Source organism: Paenibacillus beijingensis (assembly GCF_000961095.1).
GTDB lineage: Bacteria > Bacillota > Bacilli > Paenibacillales > Paenibacillaceae > Paenibacillus_O > Paenibacillus_O beijingensis.
Map to the genome: position 1 here is coordinate 2,754,618 of NZ_CP011058.1, position 18,936 is coordinate 2,773,553.

The 18,936-nt window shown below is 55.1% G+C and carries 22 protein-coding genes and 1 other annotated feature; of the genes, 21 read left to right on the forward strand and 1 reads right to left on the reverse strand.

Annotated elements, in window-relative coordinates; translation table 11 throughout:
* Positions 1-15: 15 nt before the first annotated feature.
* The 3 genes from radA (at position 16) to pssA (ending at position 3,326) form a co-directional block, all read left to right on the forward strand.
* The gene (gene radA, locus VN24_RS12490; protein WP_045670677.1) at positions 16-1,383 is read left to right on the forward strand and encodes a DNA repair protein RadA; all 1,368 of its coding nucleotides are present in this window, start codon (positions 16-18) and stop codon (positions 1,381-1,383) included.
* 15 nt (positions 1,384-1,398) lie between these two features.
* On the forward strand, positions 1,399-2,475 hold the full coding sequence (disA, locus tag VN24_RS12495; protein WP_045670678.1) for a DNA integrity scanning diadenylate cyclase DisA: 1,077 nt from the start codon (positions 1,399-1,401) through the stop codon (positions 2,473-2,475).
* Between the two features lie 107 nt (positions 2,476-2,582).
* Complete coding sequence (gene pssA, locus VN24_RS12500; protein WP_045670679.1) at positions 2,583-3,326, forward strand: CDP-diacylglycerol--serine O-phosphatidyltransferase; 744 nt, start codon at positions 2,583-2,585, stop codon at positions 3,324-3,326.
* A gap of 111 nt (positions 3,327-3,437) precedes the next feature.
* Here the strand turns inward: pssA and VN24_RS12505 are convergent, their stop codons facing one another.
* Entirely contained in the window at positions 3,438-3,833 is a 396-nt protein-coding gene (locus VN24_RS12505; protein ID WP_045673241.1) for a nucleoside triphosphate pyrophosphohydrolase family protein, read from the reverse strand.
* A gap of 572 nt (positions 3,834-4,405) precedes the next feature.
* On the opposite strand from VN24_RS12505, the gene VN24_RS12510 reads away from it, so the two are divergent.
* The 18 genes from VN24_RS12510 to VN24_RS12595 all read left to right on the forward strand — a co-directional run bounded on the left by VN24_RS12510 (position 4,406) and on the right by VN24_RS12595 (position 18,571).
* Entirely contained in the window at positions 4,406-5,500 is a 1,095-nt protein-coding gene (locus VN24_RS12510; RefSeq protein ID WP_045670680.1) for a PIN/TRAM domain-containing protein, read from the forward strand.
* Between the two features lie 190 nt (positions 5,501-5,690).
* Positions 5,691-6,401 (forward strand): 2-C-methyl-D-erythritol 4-phosphate cytidylyltransferase, encoded by a 711-nt coding sequence (ispD, locus tag VN24_RS12515; RefSeq protein ID WP_193790129.1) that lies wholly within the window; start codon positions 5,691-5,693, stop codon positions 6,399-6,401.
* Positions 6,398-6,886 (forward strand): 2-C-methyl-D-erythritol 2,4-cyclodiphosphate synthase, encoded by a 489-nt coding sequence (gene ispF, locus VN24_RS12520; protein ID WP_045670681.1) that lies wholly within the window; start codon positions 6,398-6,400, stop codon positions 6,884-6,886. The genes ispD and ispF overlap by 4 nt, the downstream gene beginning before the upstream one ends.
* Positions 6,887-6,968: 82 nt before the next feature.
* On the forward strand, positions 6,969-8,435 hold the full coding sequence (gene gltX, locus VN24_RS12525) for a glutamate--tRNA ligase (RefSeq protein WP_045670682.1): 1,467 nt from the start codon (positions 6,969-6,971) through the stop codon (positions 8,433-8,435).
* 608 nt (positions 8,436-9,043) lie between these two features.
* Positions 9,044-9,739: a serine O-acetyltransferase gene (gene cysE / locus VN24_RS12530; protein WP_045673243.1), complete on the forward strand. Its 696-nt coding sequence runs from the start codon at positions 9,044-9,046 to the stop codon at positions 9,737-9,739.
* Positions 9,740-9,742: 3 nt separating this feature from the next.
* The gene (gene cysS, locus VN24_RS12535) at positions 9,743-11,218 is read left to right on the forward strand and encodes a cysteine--tRNA ligase (RefSeq protein WP_045670683.1); all 1,476 of its coding nucleotides are present in this window, start codon (positions 9,743-9,745) and stop codon (positions 11,216-11,218) included.
* Entirely contained in the window at positions 11,215-11,676 is a 462-nt protein-coding gene (locus VN24_RS12540; RefSeq protein WP_045670684.1) for a Mini-ribonuclease 3, read from the forward strand. The genes cysS and VN24_RS12540 overlap by 4 nt, the downstream gene beginning before the upstream one ends.
* Positions 11,657-12,436 (forward strand): 23S rRNA (guanosine(2251)-2'-O)-methyltransferase RlmB, encoded by a 780-nt coding sequence (gene rlmB, locus VN24_RS12545; RefSeq protein WP_045670685.1) that lies wholly within the window; start codon positions 11,657-11,659, stop codon positions 12,434-12,436. The genes VN24_RS12540 and rlmB overlap by 20 nt, the downstream gene beginning before the upstream one ends.
* 4 nt (positions 12,437-12,440) lie before the next feature.
* Positions 12,441-12,962 (forward strand): NYN domain-containing protein, encoded by a 522-nt coding sequence (locus VN24_RS12550; RefSeq protein ID WP_045670686.1) that lies wholly within the window; start codon positions 12,441-12,443, stop codon positions 12,960-12,962.
* A 245-nt stretch (positions 12,963-13,207) separates the two neighbouring features.
* Complete coding sequence (gene sigH / locus VN24_RS12555; RefSeq protein ID WP_045670687.1) at positions 13,208-13,858, forward strand: RNA polymerase sporulation sigma factor SigH; 651 nt, start codon at positions 13,208-13,210, stop codon at positions 13,856-13,858.
* A gap of 466 nt (positions 13,859-14,324) precedes the next feature.
* On the forward strand, positions 14,325-14,474 hold the full coding sequence (gene rpmG, locus VN24_RS12560; protein ID WP_045670688.1) for a 50S ribosomal protein L33: 150 nt from the start codon (positions 14,325-14,327) through the stop codon (positions 14,472-14,474).
* Between the two features lie 18 nt (positions 14,475-14,492).
* A complete protein-coding gene (gene secE, locus VN24_RS12565) occupies positions 14,493-14,702 on the forward strand; it encodes a preprotein translocase subunit SecE (RefSeq protein ID WP_045670689.1) in 210 nt (69 codons plus the stop codon).
* A gap of 23 nt (positions 14,703-14,725) precedes the next feature.
* Positions 14,726-15,259, forward strand: a complete 534-nt coding sequence (gene nusG, locus VN24_RS12570) for a transcription termination/antitermination protein NusG (RefSeq protein WP_045670690.1) — start codon at positions 14,726-14,728, stop codon at positions 15,257-15,259.
* 94 nt (positions 15,260-15,353) lie between these two features.
* Positions 15,354-15,779, forward strand: coding sequence for a 50S ribosomal protein L11 (gene rplK / locus VN24_RS12575; RefSeq protein WP_045670691.1), 426 nt, complete (start codon positions 15,354-15,356; stop codon positions 15,777-15,779).
* Between the two features lie 126 nt (positions 15,780-15,905).
* A complete protein-coding gene (rplA, locus tag VN24_RS12580; RefSeq protein WP_045670692.1) occupies positions 15,906-16,598 on the forward strand; it encodes a 50S ribosomal protein L1 in 693 nt (230 codons plus the stop codon).
* A gap of 14 nt (positions 16,599-16,612) precedes the next feature.
* Positions 16,613-16,776, forward strand: a sequence feature (ribosomal protein L10 leader region).
* A 55-nt stretch (positions 16,777-16,831) separates the two neighbouring features.
* The gene (gene rplJ / locus VN24_RS12585) at positions 16,832-17,335 is read left to right on the forward strand and encodes a 50S ribosomal protein L10 (RefSeq protein ID WP_045670693.1); all 504 of its coding nucleotides are present in this window, start codon (positions 16,832-16,834) and stop codon (positions 17,333-17,335) included.
* Positions 17,336-17,445: 110 nt separating this feature from the next.
* Complete coding sequence (gene rplL / locus VN24_RS12590) at positions 17,446-17,808, forward strand: 50S ribosomal protein L7/L12 (RefSeq protein ID WP_045670694.1); 363 nt, start codon at positions 17,446-17,448, stop codon at positions 17,806-17,808.
* Positions 17,809-17,962: 154 nt separating this feature from the next.
* On the forward strand, positions 17,963-18,571 hold the full coding sequence (locus VN24_RS12595) for a class I SAM-dependent methyltransferase (protein WP_045670695.1): 609 nt from the start codon (positions 17,963-17,965) through the stop codon (positions 18,569-18,571).
* The last annotated feature ends 365 nt before the right edge of the window (positions 18,572-18,936 follow it).

Consider the following 18,936-nt stretch of genomic DNA (forward strand, 5'->3'; position numbering starts at 1 on the left):
TCAAAGGAGCCGCTTATGGCAAAAGTGAAAGTGAAATTTATTTGCACGGAATGCGGCACCGAATCGCCCAAGTGGCTCGGCAAATGCCCTGGCTGCAGCGCGTGGAATACGATGGCGGAAGAGAAGGAAACCGTTGTCAAAACGCAAGGCGCATTTGTTACGGGAAACGGGACGAAAGAAAAGCCGCGTTCCATCATAGATATAGAAAGCGGGCGCGAGCCCAGAATCGAGACACGCCTGAACGAATTGAACCGCGTGCTGGGCGGCGGCGTCGTTCCGGGTTCCCTCATTCTGGTCGGGGGCGATCCCGGCATCGGCAAATCGACGCTGCTGCTGCAAACGTCGCATGCGCTGGCCGATACCGGACTTAAGGTGCTGTATATTTCCGGTGAGGAATCGGTGCGGCAGACGAAGCTGCGGGCTGACCGTCTCGGGGCGCTGTCGAAGTCGCTGTTTGTACTGTGCGAGACGAATATGGAGCATATTAATGAAGCGATCGACTCGCTGGGTCCGGACTTTCTCGTCATCGACTCCATTCAAACGGTCTACGAGCCGAGCGTCCAATCGGCTCCGGGTAGCGTGGCCCAGGTGCGGGAGTGCACGTCGCACTTTATGCGGCTGGCGAAAGTGAAAGGGATTGCGACCGTGCTCGTCGGCCATGTGACCAAAGAAGGGGCGATCGCCGGCCCGAGGCTGCTCGAGCATATGGTCGACTGCGTGTTGTACTTCGAAGGCGAGCGCCATCATTCCTACCGCCTGCTGCGGGCGGTCAAAAACCGCTTCGGCTCCACAAACGAAATCGGCATTTTCGAGATGGGAGAGGACGGCTTGACCGAGGTGTCCAACCCGTCGGAGCAGTTTCTGTCTGAGCGGCCGCTCGGCGTCTCCGGCTCTACCGTAGTGGCCAGCGTCGAAGGAACGCGGCCGGTGCTGGTGGAGCTGCAGGCGCTTGTGGCGCCTACCCACTTCCCGTCGCCGAGACGGACGGCAACCGGCGTCGACCACAACCGGATGGCGCTCATCATCGCCGTGCTGGAGAAGCGGATTGGCATGTTTTTACAGACGCAGGACGCTTATCTTAATGTCGCCGGAGGCGTCCGGCTCGATGAGCCGGCCGTCGATTTGGCCGCGGCGGTCTCGCTGGCGTCGAGCTTCCGGGATGCGCCGACGCGCCCGTTCGACGTCGTCTTCGGCGAAGTAGGGCTTACGGGCGAGGTGCGGGCCGTGTCGCGCGCGGAGCAGCGGGTTAAAGAAGCGGAGAAGCTCGGTTTTAAGCGTGTTATTATGCCGGAAAAAAGTCTAAAAGGGTGGAAACCGCCCGCAGGCATTGAAATCATCGGCGTCGGAACGGTTTCGGAAGCGCTGAAAGCGGCGCTTGAATAGGGGGCACAACAACTGATGAAGGAACAGAGAGAGCAGGAAACAATGAACCAGCTGCTGCCGCTCGTTGCGCCGGGAACCGCATTCCGGGAAGGGCTGGAAAATGTGCTTCGGGCCAAGACGGGGGCGCTGATCGTCGTCGGTTACAGTCCCGAAGTGATGGAAGTGGTGGACGGCGGATTTTCGATCAATTGCGATTTTTCACCCAACTATTTATATGAATTGGCCAAGATGGATGGGGCCATTATATTAAGCGAGGACATGCGCCGCATTCTGTACGCCAATACGCAGCTTATTCCAGACAGTTCCATTACGTCGATCGAGACGGGAATCCGTCACCGGACGGCGGAACGGGTTGCCAAGCAGACGGGCAAGCTGGTCGTGTCCATCTCGCAACGGCGCAACGTGATTACGCTGTACCAGGGCAATTTGCGCTATTCGCTCAAAGATATGGGTGTCATTTTGACAAAAGCAAACCTGGCCATCCAAACGCTTGAGAAGTATAAAGCGGTGCTGAAGCAGGCATTCACCAATTTGTCGGCGCTGGAATTCGAGGAGCTCGTTACGCTGCAGGAGGTGGCCCATGTCATCCACCGGGTGGAGATGGTGCTTCGCATCAAGATGGAGATTAAGCGTTATGTCAATGAGCTGGGAACGGAAGGGCGCCTGATCAGCATGCAGCTGGAGGAACTGATCGTCGGCGTTGAAGAGGATGCATGGTTCCTGCTTAAAGATTACGTTCGCGACAACAATGACGAGAAAATCCGTGAAATCCGGGGTTCGCTGAAAAAATTGAGCAACGACGATCTCCTTGACCGGACGCAAATTATCCGGCTGCTCGGTTACCCGCAAGGTGCGGCAATCGCCGAAGAAGCGGTTTCTCCGCGCGGGTACCGGTTAATGTATCGTATCCCCCGTTTGCCGATCGTCATCATGAACAATCTGGTCGAACGGTTCGGCCATCTGCCGCACATCGTCATGGCGACGATTGAAGAGCTGGATGATGTGGATGGGATAGGAGAGGTTCGGGCACGGGCGATTAAGGAAGGCTTGAAGCGGATTCAGGAACAAATGTTCATTGACAGGCAAATATGAATCCCATAGAATTGGTTAATGTGATCGGACGGCTGGATGTATATGGAATTGGGCGTTGCCGGAACGCCTGCTGCATTTAAGGGCACAGATGAGATGAGGTGATCGCGATGTTTACAAAATCCATACCGAGTCTGTTTACGGTAGGTAATCTGTTTTTGGGGATTATCGCCATCATATTGGTGTTTAACGATAAACCGGATTATGCGGCCATGATGGTCATTATCGCCATGCTGCTGGACGGAGTGGACGGCCGCGTCGCGCGAGCGCTTAATGCGCAAAGCGAGTTCGGCAAGGAGCTTGATTCGCTGTCGGACGTCATTTCATTCGGAGTGGCGCCGGCCTTTATTATGTACGTGGTCGCATTTCAGGATATGAATTCGGCTGCGGCCTGGATCGTAACGGCAATTTTTCCGATCTGCGGGGCGCTGCGGCTGGCGCGGTTCAACGTCATTTCCGGCATTCCCGGATATTTCGTCGGGCTTCCGATTCCGGCTGCAGGCGGCGTACTCGCTACGCTGGCTTTGTTTCAAAGAGATATCCATCCGTGGATTTTGCTGGCCAGTACGCTTGCGCTTTCGTTTCTGATGGTAAGTACGGTGAAATACCCGAACTTCAAAAAGCTCGGCATTCCGAAAGGGGCCATTTGGGTTATCCCCTGCATTGTGGCGCTGGCCGTTGTGCTCGGCATTTTGTTCCCGAACCATTTGTCCAAAATTATTTTTGTGCCGCTGCTGCTTTATGCGCTGTACGGCCTAAAAAAAAACGTTAGTGTGCCAATGAGAAGACTGCGCCGCAAGCGCCGGGCGTCTCAGCTGCCGGACGATACCGTGCAGCCGAAGCGCTCGGTGTAACGGGCGGCTGCAGGCAGACTTCGCGAAACAAAAAGGCTGCACCTTCAAGCGTCAAACTTGAAGGTGCAGCCTTTTTCAATTATTTGCATGCCGCTATAACGCCGGTACGTCTTAAGTCAAATTAAACAGACCAAGCGTCGAGCATTTGTCTGATTCTTTCGCGACAACTTCGTCAAGGTTGATTTCCAGCAGATTGCAAAGCGCAGACATGTAGAACAGATTGCGTCCAAGCTCGGCTTTGAGCACGTCGCGGCAATGCTCGCATACGTGTCCTTCCATATGCGTTTCCAGCAACGCCTTGGCATCTTCGAGCTCGGGGTCTTCCGAGTATTGCTGTTTGCGGGCATTGACTTCGATACAACCGCATTCGGTTACCGCCTTGGCGACCGCGCGGTTGACGGAAGCTCCGGTCTGGCCGTATTTGGACAGCACGTCAAGCACACTTCGATGTCGGAGCAGCAATTCCGAAACCTGCTGCTGAAATTGGTTTAGCGTTGGGGCGCTCATCAGTTCCACCTCTTTCGTCAATTTGCCACTGGTTCTATTATAAGCCTGGCAGTAAATGATTTCAAAAAACTTTTCCGATTCTGAGAAACCCTTCATGCCGCGCCCCTGGCCAACTAGGGCAAGGGAAAGCAGGGGCTTCTTTCCTCGAAATGTATGCTTGCCCATCTCTTCCATAAGTGGGACGGCGTTTTTGTTATGGCCATAGGTTTTTGCTCAACCTCTGACGTAGGGGGAGTCTTCGAGCAATGAACGTCAGCGAACGATTTATGAAACTGGCTTAAAGAATCGTAAAACCGTTATTTCAGGAATATTAGACTTCTTGAGCGGTAACGAACCCTACAATCATTATTTCAGCAAAAAACAACCTAACCGAGTCAATAGGAATAGAATAGTTACGCTACGATTCGTTAGAGCTTGGAAGAGGTTCAATATGCACAAATAACGATAACTCGGTTCGTAAGCCGCGTCAGGGTGAATTCCCTGGCGGTTTTTCTTAGCTGAATAAAAATGTCGATCCGCGGACGGTTAGCCTCCGGCAGATATGACCATAATTGCTAATGGAGGTGAAGGAAATGGTAAAACGTATTTTACAACTTATCGGTATCCTATTTGGCGGTATAGCCGGTTCCCAGGCTTACGGCTGGTTTGGCGGCGGCTCGGCCAATCTGGCGGCTTACGGCATTATGACCAGCTCCTACGGCTATTACACGTATGTGGCGATCGGCGCATTGGGAGGCTACATGCTGATGGCGGCTTTTTCCGGGCGGATCATCGGCTGGATCGGCGAAGGCGCGAGACGGACGGCGGAGCTGCCGACCGCGGACCTGCTGTCCGGAGCGGCGGGGCTGACGATGGGATTGGCGCTGTCGGCGCTGCTCTATCCGGCGCTCCCGGATTTGAAAGGGGTCGGCGCGCTGCTGCCCGTCGTGGTGACGTTCACGCTCGGACTGCTGGGCCTTAATGTCGGGCTCCGCAAAAAGGAAGAGCTGGAAGCCGGCGTTGCGTCGCTGCTGCAAAAGCGTCAGGAACCGGAACCGCAGGCGGAGCCGGTGAACTTCGAAGAGCATAAAATTATGGACACCAGCGTCATTATCGACGGCCGCATCGCGGATATTTGCAAAACCGGGTTTATCGAGGGAACGCTTGTCATTCCCGAATTTGTGCTGGAAGAGCTGCAGCATATCGCCGATTCGTCGGATTTGCTTAAGCGCAACCGCGGACGGCGCGGACTGGACATTTTAAACAAAATCCAAAAAGAGCTCGATGTGAAGGTGCTCATCTACGAAGGCGACTTCGAGGAAATCGGCGAGGTGGACAGCAAGCTCGTGAAGCTGGCCAAAGTGCTGCGCGGCAAAGTGCTGACCAACGACTTCAATCTGAACAAGGTGTGCGAGCTGCAAGGCGTGTCCGTTCTGAATATTAACGACCTGGCCAATGCGGTGAAGCCGGTCGTGCTCCCGGGCGAAGAAATTATCGTACAGGTGATCAAGGACGGCAAGGAGCACGGGCAGGGAGTCGCTTATCTCGATGACGGGACGATGATCGTCGTCGAAGGCGGGCGCGATTATATCGGCATGACGATGGAAGTGCTGGTGACGAGTGTGCTGCAGACGTCCGCGGGCCGGATGATCTTTGCCAAGCCGAAACTGTTGGAAAAAGCGCTGTAACGAGGTATGATAGTAACTGCTTGTATGAATCCGGGCAGCGGGGCATTTACATACCGCCGGATAGGCCCGGCGCATACGGACGTTACAGCGGGGCGGGTTGCTTAACATGAACATAGAGTCTGGGGAAACCGCGCCGCGCGGCGCGAATGCGGCGGACCGCGGCGGCGCGTGCCGCGAAGCGGGCGCAGGCGTGCAAGGACGCTGGGGCGCGGTCATCGTAGCGGCAGGACGGGGCAGCAGGATGGGTACCGCCGAGAGCAAGCAGTTTTTGCAGCTGGCGGGCATGCCGATCTTGATTCATACGCTTCAGGTGTTCCAGGAGATGGATGAAATTGCCGAGATTGCGCTCGTGACCGGCTCCGGCGATGTGCAGCGGTGCCGGGATCTGGCGGAACGCTACGGGCTCAGCAAAGTAAGCGCTGTGCTGGCAGGCGGCAGCGAGCGGCAGCATTCGGTGCGGTGCGGGCTGGATGCGCTTGGAACCCAATGGGCGCTTGTCCATGATGGCGTGCGCCCTTTCGTTACGCCGGAAGCGGTGCGTGCCTGCTGCGCAAAAGCGGAAGAGACCGGCGGCGCTGTGCTGGCCGTCCCGGTTAAAGATACGATCAAGCAGGTCGGAAGCGACGGCATCATTGTGTCGACGCCTGACCGTCGGAGCTTGTGGGCGATCCAAACGCCGCAAGCTTTTCGGCGTGCGCTGCTGCTGGAAGCGCATAAGCGGGCGGAGGCGGATGAGTATGTCGGAACCGACGACGCTTCGGTCGTAGAGCGGCTTGGCGTGCCGGTGGCGGTGGCGCAGGGGGAATATACGAATATAAAAATTACGACGCCGGACGACCTTCCTTATGCGGAATTTTTACTGAATCAGCGGCGGCAACTTGCGGGAGGAGACGATTTATGATTCGGATTGGACAAGGCTTTGACGTGCATCAGCTCGTGGAGGGCCGGCCGTGCATCATCGGCGGGGTCACCATCCCGTACGAGAAAGGGCTGCTCGGGCACTCCGATGCGGATGTGCTGCTGCATGCGATATCCGACGCCATTTTGGGGGCGCTTGGTCTCGGGGATATCGGCAAGCACTTTCCCGATACCGATCCTTCGTTCAAAGATGCGGACAGCCTGAAGCTGCTCGAGCGGGTATGGGAGCTTGCGAAGCAGCGAGGCTACAAGCTGGGCAATGTCGATTCCACCATCATTGCGCAGCGGCCCAAGATGGCCCCTTACATTCCGCAAATGGCGGAAATCATTGCGCGCGCGCTGGAAGCCGACATGTCGGCGGTAAACGTCAAAGCGACGACGACGGAGCAGCTCGGATTCACCGGGCGGGGCGAAGGAATTGCGGCGCAATCGGTTGTCTGTCTGGTGAAGGATATGCTATCATCTTAGAATCATTCATACGAGGGAAACAGGAAACGATCAATGCTTCCGAAGCGTCTTCGCTTCGCTGAAGCTGGAGGGGGATTCGGCTATGTCTCAGGAAGTAAGGGTGCGTTACGCGCCGTCGCCAACCGGGCATCTGCATATCGGCAATGCGAGAACGGCGCTGTTCAACTATTTGTTCGCCCGCAATCAGGGCGGCAAATTTATTATCCGGATCGAGGATACGGACGTGAAACGGAATGTGGCCGGCGGAGAGGAAAATCAGCTGTCCTATCTGAAATGGCTCGGCATCGACTGGGATGAAAGCATCGACATCGGCGGCGGCTACGGTCCTTACCGCCAGACGGAGCGGCTCGACATTTACCGCGAATATTGGCAGGAGCTGCTCGATAAAGGCCTGGCCTACCGCTGCTACTGCACGGAGGAGGAGCTGGAGCGCGAGCGCGAGGAGCAGCTTGCCCGCGGCGAAACGCCGCGCTATTCCGGTGCGCACCGGAATTTGACCGGGGAGCAGATCAAGGCGTTTGAAGCGGAAGGACGCGTGCCGAGCATCCGTTTCAGGGTGCCGGAAGGACGCACGTATACGTTCGATGACCTGGTCAAAGGCAGCATCAGCATCGATACGGAAGGAACGGGCGATTTCGTCATCGTCAAAAGAGACGGCATTCCGACCTACAATTTCGCTGTCGTCATCGACGATTACTTGATGAAGATTACTCATGTGCTGCGCGGAGAGGACCATATTTCCAATACGCCCCGCCAGCTCATGATTTATGAAGCGCTCGGCTGGGAGCCGCCGCGTTTCGGCCATATGACGCTTATCGTGAACGAAAACCGCAAAAAGCTGAGCAAGCGCGACGAATCAATCATCCAGTTCATCGAGCAGTATGACGACCTCGGCTATTTGCCGGAGGCGCTGTTCAACTTCATCGCGCTGCTCGGGTGGTCGCCGGAAGGCGAGCAGGAAATGTTCACCCGCGAGGAACTGATCGAAGTGTTCAACGCGTCCCGTCTCAGCAAAAGCCCGGCCGTATTCGATACGAACAAGCTCAGCTGGATGAATAACGAATATATGAAAAAAATGGATCTGAACCGTCTCGTCGACATGTGTCTGCCGCAGCTGCAGACAGCCGGACGCGTTCCGCAGGAGCTGGATGCCGCAGGGCGGGAGTGGGTAACCGATCTCATATCGCTCTACCAGGAGAAGCTGCGCTGGGCGGCGGAAATCGTTCCGCTGACGGAATTGTTTTTCGCCGGCGCGGTTGAGGACGAAGCCGAGGCGAAGGAGGTGCTTGCGGAAGAACAGGTGCCGCAGGTACTGGATTCGCTGCTCAAGGCGATCGGATCGCTGGAGCCGGGCGCGTTCGGACCGGATGAAATCAAAGCGCTGATCAAAGCGGTGCAGAAGGAGACCGGCTTTAAGGGCAAGCAGCTGTTTATGCCGATCCGCGCCGCGCTGACCGGGCAGACGCACGGCCCCGATTTGAACCGCACGATTGCGCTGCTCGGACGGGACAAAGTGACCGCGCGGTTGAGCGGGCGCCTGCAGAAGTAACAAAGCGGGCAGGGAGCGGGAAAGCTGCCGGCAGCCTTAGGGGTGGACGAGCAGCCGGATCAGGGCTTTGCAGGCGCTTCATTTGACATCTTGCACTTTTTCGGCAATGGGTTATACTGATACTTAACAAGATCAACGGTCACAGGCTTGGAACAGGAGAAGTCCGTTAATACCGGGATATCAGAGAGGACAACCGTCATGACGATCCCGCGTCCGATTATTCGGGTGCGGCAAGGAAGGGCGGCTGCGAGTTGTCCATTCCGGCTGCGGACCGTGCACCTGGGAGCTTTGCTCCGAGCCCGCCACTCTTTCGGCAAGCGAATGGCTGCGGCAATTGCTGCGCGCTTTACGAAAGATCAGCGGGGGTAGGCGGCAACGTCAGCGCCGGCGTTAACGGCGGCTAAAGACAGGATTGTCCGAATGGGGCAGCCTGCCTGTCGCGGGAGGATGAACTTGACTCGCGACTGGCATGACGGCTGGCTCTGACGGGATCCTAAGCAGAGTGGAACCGCGCCAAAGCACGCCTCTGCAGCTATCGAAGCTGCGGAGGCTTTTTTCGTTGGCTTCAAGGGGATGTGCGCTTGACGCGGGCCGAAGGGGATGAGAAGATGTTTCGCCATATCCGATCGGATATCAAGGCGGTATTCGAAAACGATCCGGCCGCCAGAAGCATATTTGAAGTCGTATTCACTTATTCGGGGCTGCACGCGATATGGGCCCACCGGATCGCCCACTATTTGTTCGTGAAGAGATGGTATACGGCTGCCCGAATCATCTCGCAAATCAGCCGTTTTATGACCGGCATCGAAATTCATCCCGGAGCGGTGATCGGCAACCGGCTGTTCATCGACCACGGGATGGGCGTCGTCATCGGCGAAACGTGCGAGATCGGCGACGATGTCGTCATTTACCAAGGTGTTACCTTGGGCGGAACGGGCAAGGAGAAGGGCAAGCGGCATCCGACGATCGGCAATAACGTCGTCATCGGTTCGGGCGCGAAAGTATTGGGATCGTTCCGCGTGGGCGATAATTCCAATATCGGCTCCAACGCGGTCGTCCTGCGAGAGGTGCCGGAGAGCAGTACGGTCGTCGGCAATCCCGGACGGATCGTCAAACGCAACGGCGAGCGGGTCGGGGACCGTCTGGACCACACGAAGCTGCCCGACCCCGTAATCGAAATGTTTCGCAGTATGCAGGATGAAATCAATCAGTTAAAGGCCGAGGTGGCCCGCCTGAACAAAGAAGCGGAGCAGCCGGCGGCGCAAGAACCGGAGAAAATGCCGGTAGGTGGAGGCGAAGGTTAGAGAATGAGTCTTGAAATTTACAATACGATGAGCCGCTCCAAAGAAACGTTTGAGCCGATGGAGCCGGGCAAAGTCAACATGTATGTGTGCGGTCCGACCGTTTACGACTATATTCATATCGGCAATGCGCGGCCGGTCATCTTTTTCGACGTCGTTCGGCGGTATTTGGAAGCGGTCGGCTACGAAGTGAATTACATCGTCAATTTTACCGATGTGGACGATAAGCTCATCCGCAAGGCGGAACAGCTCGGCACGACCGTGCCGGAAGTGGCGGAGCGGTTTATCGCCGCCTTCAACGAAGACATTGCGGGTCTTGGCGTGCGCAAGGCGACGCTCAATCCGCGCGTGACGGGCAATATCGACGAAATTATCGCATTCGTGCAGGGGCTTGTCGACAAAGGGCTTGCCTATGAGAGCGAAGGGGACGTCTACTTCCGCACACTCAAGTTTCCCGGTTACGGCAAGCTGTCCCACCAGAACATGGAGGAGCTGCAGTTCGGCATCCGCATCGAGGTGGGCGACCGGAAGGAGAACCCGCAGGACTTCGTCCTCTGGAAAGGGGCGAAGCCGGGAGAAATTTATTGGGACAGCCCATGGGGGCAGGGACGCCCGGGCTGGCATATCGAATGCTCGGCGATGGCGCGCAAATATTTGGGCGATACGCTCGATATTCACGGCGGCGGACACGATTTGCAGTTTCCGCATCACGAATGCGAAATCGCGCAGTCGGAATCATTGACCGGAGAACCGCTTGCCCGCTACTGGATGCATAACGGTTTCATTAATATCAACAATGAGAAAATGTCGAAATCGCTCGGTAACGGCGTTATCGTGCATGATCTGCTGAAGGCGATCAAACCGGCGGCGATCCGCTATTTCATGCTCTCGGCGCATTACCGCAGCCCGCTCAACTTCAGCGACGATACGATCGCGCAGGCGGAGAATAGCGTGGAGCGCATCGCCAACTGCCGTTCCAATCTGGAGCACCGTCTGGCGGCGCTTGGAACTTCGGACTGCCTGGACGCCGCCATCGCAGCGGAGGAGCCCGCTCCTGCAGAGAAGGGACTCCGGGCCGTCCGGAAAACCGGCGAAGCGGAACTGGATGCGAAGCTTGATGCGCTGGCGCAGCAGTTCATCGCGAAGATGGACGACGATTTCAACACCCCCGATGCCATTACGGCGGTATTCGACACCGTTGCCGAAGCGAACTTGTATTTGCAGCGTCCGGTCGTATCGGCGCAGGCCGTCCATTCACTGCTCGATTTGCTGCTGGCGATGGATGAGGTGCTCGGTCTGCTGCCGGCGCAGGAGGAAGGCGCGGGTCTGCTGGACGAGGAGATCGACCGGCTCATTGAGGAGCGGACGCAGGCGCGCAAAGCGAAGAACTGGGCGCGCGCCGACGAAATCCGCGATACGCTCGCGGAGCAGGGCATTGTGCTGGAAGATACGCCGCAAGGAATCCGGTGGCGCCGCAAATGATCGAAAGGTCGCAGCCTGAGCTGCTTCACCACGAACCGGCCAAGGCGCCGGGACTGATGAATCCCGTCGTTCTGGCTTACGCCGGGGACGCGGTGTTCGAACTGCTTGTCCGCCAATATTTGATATCGAAGCCGAACCATAAGTCGAACCATCTCCACCGGGAGGCGACGCAATATGTTTCGGCGAAGGCCCAGTGCGCGCTGCTGCAGCGGTGGGCGCCGCTGCTGACCGAAGAAGAGGCGGATATGGTCCGGCGGGGACGCAACGCCAAGTCGGGATCGGCGCCGAAAAATGCCGATCCCGCCGATTACCGGCAGGCGACGGCGCTAGAATGTCTGGTCGGTTATTTATATTACATGGGACGCAGCGACAGGCTGCGCGAGCTGATGGCGGTCGCTTTCGGGGAAGACGGAGGCAATAGCGGAAAGGAGAAAGGTGATGGCCAAGGGGCAACATAACGGACATGAGAACGAAGAGGCGCAGCAGGAATGGATTGCAGGCAAACACCCGGTTCTGGAAGCGCTCCGTTCCGGACGCGAGCTGAACAAAATCTGGATCAGCGAAGGCGCGCAGAAGCAGGCGATGACGCCGATTATGGCGGAAGCGAAAAAACTGGGCATCGTCGTGCAGACGGTGGACAAGCGGAAGCTGGACGCCATGTCGGCAGGCGTGCCGCATCAGGGCGTTGTCGCACAGGCGGCGGCTTACCGCTATGCGGAGGTTGAAGATCTGCTGCAGCGGGCCAAGGACAAGGGCGAGACGCCGTTCTTGCTGCTGCTGGACGAAATCGAGGACCCGCACAATCTCGGTTCGATTCTGCGTACCGCGGAATGTACGGGCGTGCATGGCGTCATTATTCCGAAGCGACGCTCGGCGGGTCTTACCCAGACGGTCTGGAAGACGTCGGCGGGAGCGGCCGAACATGTGCCGGTGGCGCGCGTAACGAATTTGGCGCAGACGATCGAAGCGTTGAAAGAGGATGGGGTTTGGATCGCCGGAGCGGACGTCGCGGCGGAACAGGACGTGTACAAGACCGGCTTCGATCTTCCGCTTGGGCTTGTAATCGGCAATGAGAGCAAAGGCATGGGACGGCTGATCCGTGAAAAATGCGATTTTCTCGTGAAGCTTCCGATGCTCGGCAAGCTGAACTCCTTAAACGCTTCGGTGGCGGCCGGAGTGCTGATGTACGAAGTCGTCCGCCAGCGGCGGGGCGGCTGAGCCGATGAGCCGGCAGGGCGATGTGCTGCTGGTGGACGGCTACAACATCATCGGCGCCTGGCCGGAGCTGGAGCGGCTGAAAGATAAAGGTCTCGAGGAAGCCCGAGACAGGCTGCTCGATATGCTGGCCGATTACCAGGGATTTACCGGCATGAAGGTGTACGTCATTTTCGACGCGCATCAGGTGCCGGGGCTCGGAGCGACGTACAAGCAGCATCAATTAAACGTTGTGTTCACGAAGGAGAAAGAAACGGCGGACGAGTGCATCGAGCGGCTCGTCTCCAAGCTGTCGGCCCGGCGCCGGAATATTTATGTGGCGACCTCCGACCTGGTCGAGCAGCATGTGGCCTTCGGCAAGGGCGCGCTGCGCTTGTCGGCCCGGGAGCTCCTGCTCGAAATTAGGCAGAACCGCAAAATGATAGATGAATCGTTGCGGCATGACAAGCCGGCTGAGCGCAACACGCTCGACAGCAAGCTGAGCCTGGAGCTGCGCACGCTGCTGGAGCGAATGCGCCGTGGAAAATAAAGGGTGTGAACTAACATAACGGGAACATAACGGGAACAAGTGTTCAGCAGCCCATTTTTGCTAGAAAATCCGAATATTGTCGCTGCGATCGGTTGACGGTTCAAAGTGCCATCCTGTATACTGATTCTATATTTCGGGTTGGTCACTTCCAAGCGGATGAATTCAACCGAACAAGGGACAAGCGGATGTTGGTATTATCATTCTATTAAAAGCAGTGCACGCCTTGCAGGCCGGAGGGATAGTTCGTGAGCATCGACCTCAAAGAATGGAGCATGTACGAGTATGAGTGCCGAGCGGACGAAGACGTTGTGGAAGCGGTACGGGATGGCGATGGCGAGGCGCTGGAATATCTGATTAATAAATACCGGAATTTTGTGCGGGCGAAGGCCCGTTCTTATTTCTTGATCGGCGCCGATCGCGAAGATATCGTACAGGAAGGCATGATCGGTCTTTACAAGTCGATTCGTGACTTCAAAGGGGACAAGCTGGCTTCGTTCAAAGCTTTCGCCGAACTGTGCATCACCCGCCAAATCATTACCGCCATTAAGACCGCAACCCGCCAGAAACATATTCCGCTCAACTCCTACGTATCGCTGGACAAGCCGATTTATGACGAGGATTCCGACCGGACGCTGATGGACGTGATCTGCGGCACGCGCGTATCGGATCCGGAAGAGTTGATTATCAATCAGGAAGAGTTTATCGGGCTGGAAGACAAAATGTCGGAGATCCTCAGCGATCTGGAGCGCAAAGTACTGATGCTTTATTTGGACGGACGTTCTTATCAGGAAATAGCCGTCGATTTGGATCGGCATGTGAAGTCAATCGATAACGCCTTGCAGCGGGTAAAGCGCAAACTTGAGAAATATTTGGAAGTTCGCAATGTAAGCAGCTAGTGAATACGGCCGAGCCGGGCGCCGTCCTCTTGCTCTTAGGAGCGGGAGAGGGCTTAAGACCGGATCGAAAGAGAAGGCTCGGACGCGAGTCTTTTTTTGTTGGGTGAACGACCGGTCCTTCATTCTCGCTTTTGCGCCTGCGGCGTTCTAGCTTTTGCAAGAAGGGAACGGTTCCGGCTTGTCGGATGGACCGGCAGTCGAAAGGTTTGATTTTGCGAATATCTGGCAACAATCAATAGAGAGACCGTTGTTCAAAGCCTCCGACAGCCGCGCAGCCGGCTTTTTTGCGTTTGAAGCAGCCGGTATCCTCCCGAAATCCGTCTAATCTTTTCATTGACACTGAAAATGCCTTGTGATAAAGTGTTCAGGTGACCTAAATATACGCCACATCTTTGCTCTCAGGTCTTGAGTCGTTTTACGATTCGACATATAGATTTACAGTAAGCAGTTCGGGAGGTGTACTTCAATGCGGGTTATTATTACGCTGGCTTGCACAAACTGCAAACAAAGAAACTATACGAACAGCAAGAACAAACGCAATCACCCCGACCGCATCGAGATGAGAAAGTTCTGCAAGTATTGCAACGAACATACTCCTCATCGCGAGACGAGATAGTCATTTGGAGGTATGGAAGTGTCGTTCTTGGCGAAAATGAAGCAAAGCTTCGGATCGACGTTTAGTTTTTTTGCCGACAGCTGGGCGGAACTGAAGAAGGTCCGCTGGCCAAACCGTAAAGAGTTGACAAGCTATACGATCGTCGTACTGTTTACGATCGTGTTTGTGACGATTTACTTTTGGCTTCTTGACATCGGGATCTCGTCATTGGTTGAACTGATTGTTTAAGAAGGGTCCAAAGGTGGATTGGGATGGAAAAAAGATGGTATGTTGTTCATACTTACTCCGGCTATGAGAACAAGGTGAAAGCCAACCTTGAGCGCCGAGTTGAGTCGATGGGCATGGAGGATAAAATTTTCCGCGTGCTCGTTCCGATGGAAGAAGAAGTGGTGAACAAAGACGGGAAGAAAAAAACCGTCATGCGTAAAGTTTACCCCGGCTACGTTCTTGTGGAAATGATTCAAACGGACGACTCCTGGTATGTTGTTCGCAATACGCCCGGCGTAACCGGATTTGTCGGATCGACCGGATCCGGATCGAAGCCGGTACCGCTGCTGCCCGATGAAGTGGAGCAGATCCTCAAACATATGGGCATGGAGGAACCGAAGCCGCAGATGGACTTCGAACTGAAGGAATCCGTTCGCGTCAAAGTAGGTCCTTTTGCTAATTTTGTCGGTACGATCGAAGAGATTTTGCTCGACAAAAGCAAGCTGAAGGTGCATGTTAACATGTTCGGCAGGGAAACCCCGCTTGAGCTGGATTACACTCAGGTGGAAAAGATATAACAATCCGGTTTCCGGATGCGCCGGTGCCTCCGGCGGGGCGTAGAACGCCAGCGTTCTTCCGCTTAAGTGAACTTCGGGATAGGAGGTGTATATCATGGCAAAAAAGGTCATTAAAATGGTCAAACTGCAGGTTCCTGCAGGCAAAGCGAACCCGGCGCCGCCAATCGGTCCAGCACTCGGTCAAGCAGGCGTTAACATCATGGCTTTCTGTAAAGAATTCAACGCCCGTACCGCCGATCAAGCAGGCTTGATTATTCCGGTTGTCATCACCGTATTTGAAGACCGTTCCTTCACGTTCGAGACGAAAACGCCTCCGGCGGCAGTTCTGCTGCGTGTGGCTGCAGGAATCGAAAAAGGTTCCGGCGAACCGAACAAGAAGAAAGTCGCTTCCGTTAACCGTACGAAAGTGCGCGAAATCGCGGAGCAAAAAATGCAAGATCTCAATGCGGCTTCCGTTGAAGCGGCAATGCGCATGATCGAAGGCACCGCTCGCAGCATGGGCGTTACCATCGTCGACTAATGTGCAACACGTTTTATTAAGGCACGCCTGAGGGCGTTGCCTGCCAATGCGGAATGATTTTGTTCTGCAGTGGGAGGATACCTTTAGAAAGGTGTTCCGTTATAACCACAAAGGAGGAGAATAAACATGGCTAAACACGGCAAGAAGTACCAAGAAGCTGCGAAGCTGATCGACAGCGAAGTGACTTATGACGCTGCCCAAGCGATTGAGCTTGTCAAAAAAGCAGCAACGGCTAAGTTCGATGAGTCCATTGAAGTTGCCGTCCGTCTGGGCGTAGACCCGCGGAAACAAGACCAAGCGGTGCGCGGTGTCGTTGTACTCCCGCACGGTACTGGTAAAACGAAACGCGTCCTCGTGTTCGCCAAAGGCGAAAAAGCGAAGGAAGCGGAAGCTGCAGGCGCTGATTTTGTCGGCGATGCAGACATGATCAACAAAATCCAACAAGGTTGGTTCGACTTCGATGTCTGCGTAGCTACGCCGGACATGATGGCTGAAGTCGGTAAACTCGGCCGGATTCTCGGCGGTAAAGGCCTTATGCCGAACCCGAAAGCAGGCACCGTAACGTTTGACGTTACGAAAGCCGTGCAAGAGATTAAAGCCGGTAAAATCGAGTACCGCCTTGATCGTGCAGGTCAAATCCATGCGCCGATCGGTAAAGCATCGTTCGATGCGGAGAAACTCACTGAGAATCTTCGTGTTCTGATCGAAGCGCTGAACCGTGCAAAACCGGCTGCTGCCAAAGGGGTTTACCTGAAAAACATCGCTGTATCGTCCACAATGGGACCTGGCGCCCGTGTGAACACAGCAGCATTCCGTTAATCTTTAGCGGAACTGACATTCGCATACGCATACCGTAGACAGTAGGTGCCTGAAGAGGCTTAATTTCCTACCGAGGTGTTATGATAAACGTTTGAAGCTGCGGGTTTTCGGACTTTCGCAAGTGGAACGGACCATCATGGCCTTCGCTAATGTCGCGGAGGCCTTTTCTCATGCACCGATGGAAAAGGGAGCCAGCAAGGGATGCATTGAAATAAGTACGGGAGGTGTACAGTTTGGCAAACGCAAAAATCATTGAATCAAAACAACAAGCCGTTTCCGAGATTTCCTCGAAACTTCGCGGAAGCTCCTGCACGGTTGTAGCCGACTACCGCGGTTTGAACGTTGCTCAAGTAACCGAGCTTCGCAAACAGCTGCGTGAAGCGGGTATTGATTTTCAAGTGTTGAAAAACACGCTCGTTCGCCGCGCAACGGCTGAAGCGGAACTGACGGAGCTTGATTCCGTTCTGACAGGCCCGACGGCAATTGCATTCGGCGGCGAGGACGTTGTAGCTCCGGCCAAAATTCTGAGCGATTTCGCAAAGAAAAACGAAGCGCTGAAAGTTAAAGGCGGCGTCGTTGAAGGCCGCGTCGTTGATGTGGAACAAATCAAAGCGCTGGCGGCTCTGCCGTCCCGCGAAGGCTTGCTTTCCATGCTCCTCAGCGTGCTTCAAGCGCCAGTGCGCAACTTCGCGCTTGCGGTTAAAGCCGTTTCGGAGAAGAAAGAACAAGAAGCTTAAGATTCATTTCGTCCTCTCTTCCGCTTAAGTAAGGCGGAGGTATAAGTGATCTGGCCTCATAGGCCGCAAACAAAACAACCAAAAAAATTAGATATTATGGAGGTTTAACCATGAGCAACGAGCAAATCTTGGAAGCCATTAAAGGCATGACGGTTCTGGAACTGAACGACCTGGTTAAAGCAATTGAAGAAGAATTCGGCGTAACGGCTGCTGCACCGACTGTTGTAGCTGCTGGCGGCGGCGCTGCTGAAGCTGCTGAGCAAACTGAATTCGACGTTATTTTGACGAGCGCTGGCGCTTCCAAAATCAACGTTATCAAAGTTGTTCGCGAAATCACAGGTCTTGGCCTGAAAGAAGCGAAAGAAGTTGTTGACAACGCTCCGAAAGCACTGAAAGAAAAAATCGCTAAAGAAGAAGCTGAAGCGATCAAAGCTAAGCTGGAAGAAGCAGGCGCTTCCGTAGAAGTGAAGTAAGTTTCTTTCTGATCGTTCCAAACCCCTTGAAGCGTATCGCTTCAGGGGGTTTGTTGTATAATGGAACCGATTGAAATGTAACGGCTTTGTTTAGGGAATCCTAATCTGACAATCTGTTACCAGCGTTTGCAATAAACGTAAAGGAGGCTCACGGATGTCCGACCACTACTATTCGCGCACGCCGCAGACGAGTCACGACCGCAAAATTCATGAGACCGTGCTGCGCGATATGACGTTGAAATTTGAAACGGACGCGGGCGTTTTTTCCAAAAGCGGCATCGATTACGGGAGCCGGGCGTTGATCGAGCGGCTTGTTCTGGACCCTGCAGACCGCGTGCTCGATGTCGGCTGCGGCTATGGTCCGATCGGTCTTACAGCCGCCCGGCTTGTGCCTGAAGGACATGTCACCTGTATCGATATTAATGAGCGGGCGATTGAGCTCGCTGCGGGCAATGCGAAGCGCAACGGCATCGACAATGTGACGGTCAGGCAGAGCGATCTCTATGAAGCGGTCCGCGGACAGCAGTTCGATGTCATTCTGACAAATCCGCCGATTCGTGCGGGCAAGGCGGTTGTGCATCGCATCTTTGAAGAAGGGTATGACCTTCTGCGACCAGGCGGCAGCATGTGGGTCGTCATTCAGAAAAAGCAAGGGGCGCCTTCGGCCGAGGCGAAGCTGGAAGCCGTGTTTGGAACGGTCGAAGAAATCGGGAAAGATAAAGGCTACCGGATCTTGAAGGCAGTAAAGACGATGGAGTCGTAAGTGTCAGGCTGCCGTAACGTGAATACGATCGCGAAATCGGCAGCCGGATTCGCGATGGAAAGCGGCGCGGTTGCGAGATCGTCTCTTGAAAAACCATCGTCTCGTGAGAATACGAGTCCGCAAATTCGGCCGGAATGCCGATGGGCAGTAGGCAAAAAGAATCGCTGGGGGCATCAATTAGATCATTGACTCGAAATTGTTGTTGTGGTATCATTATAAAATGTCAGCCTTAAAATAGGCTCAATGTCTTCAGTTGGTTAAAGTGTCAAGCGCGATTTTTTGGTACGGGATGAATAAAGAATTGCCGTTTGACGTATAATGTTTACGTTTTAGGTAAAATTACATGATAGGAGACCGATGCCTCC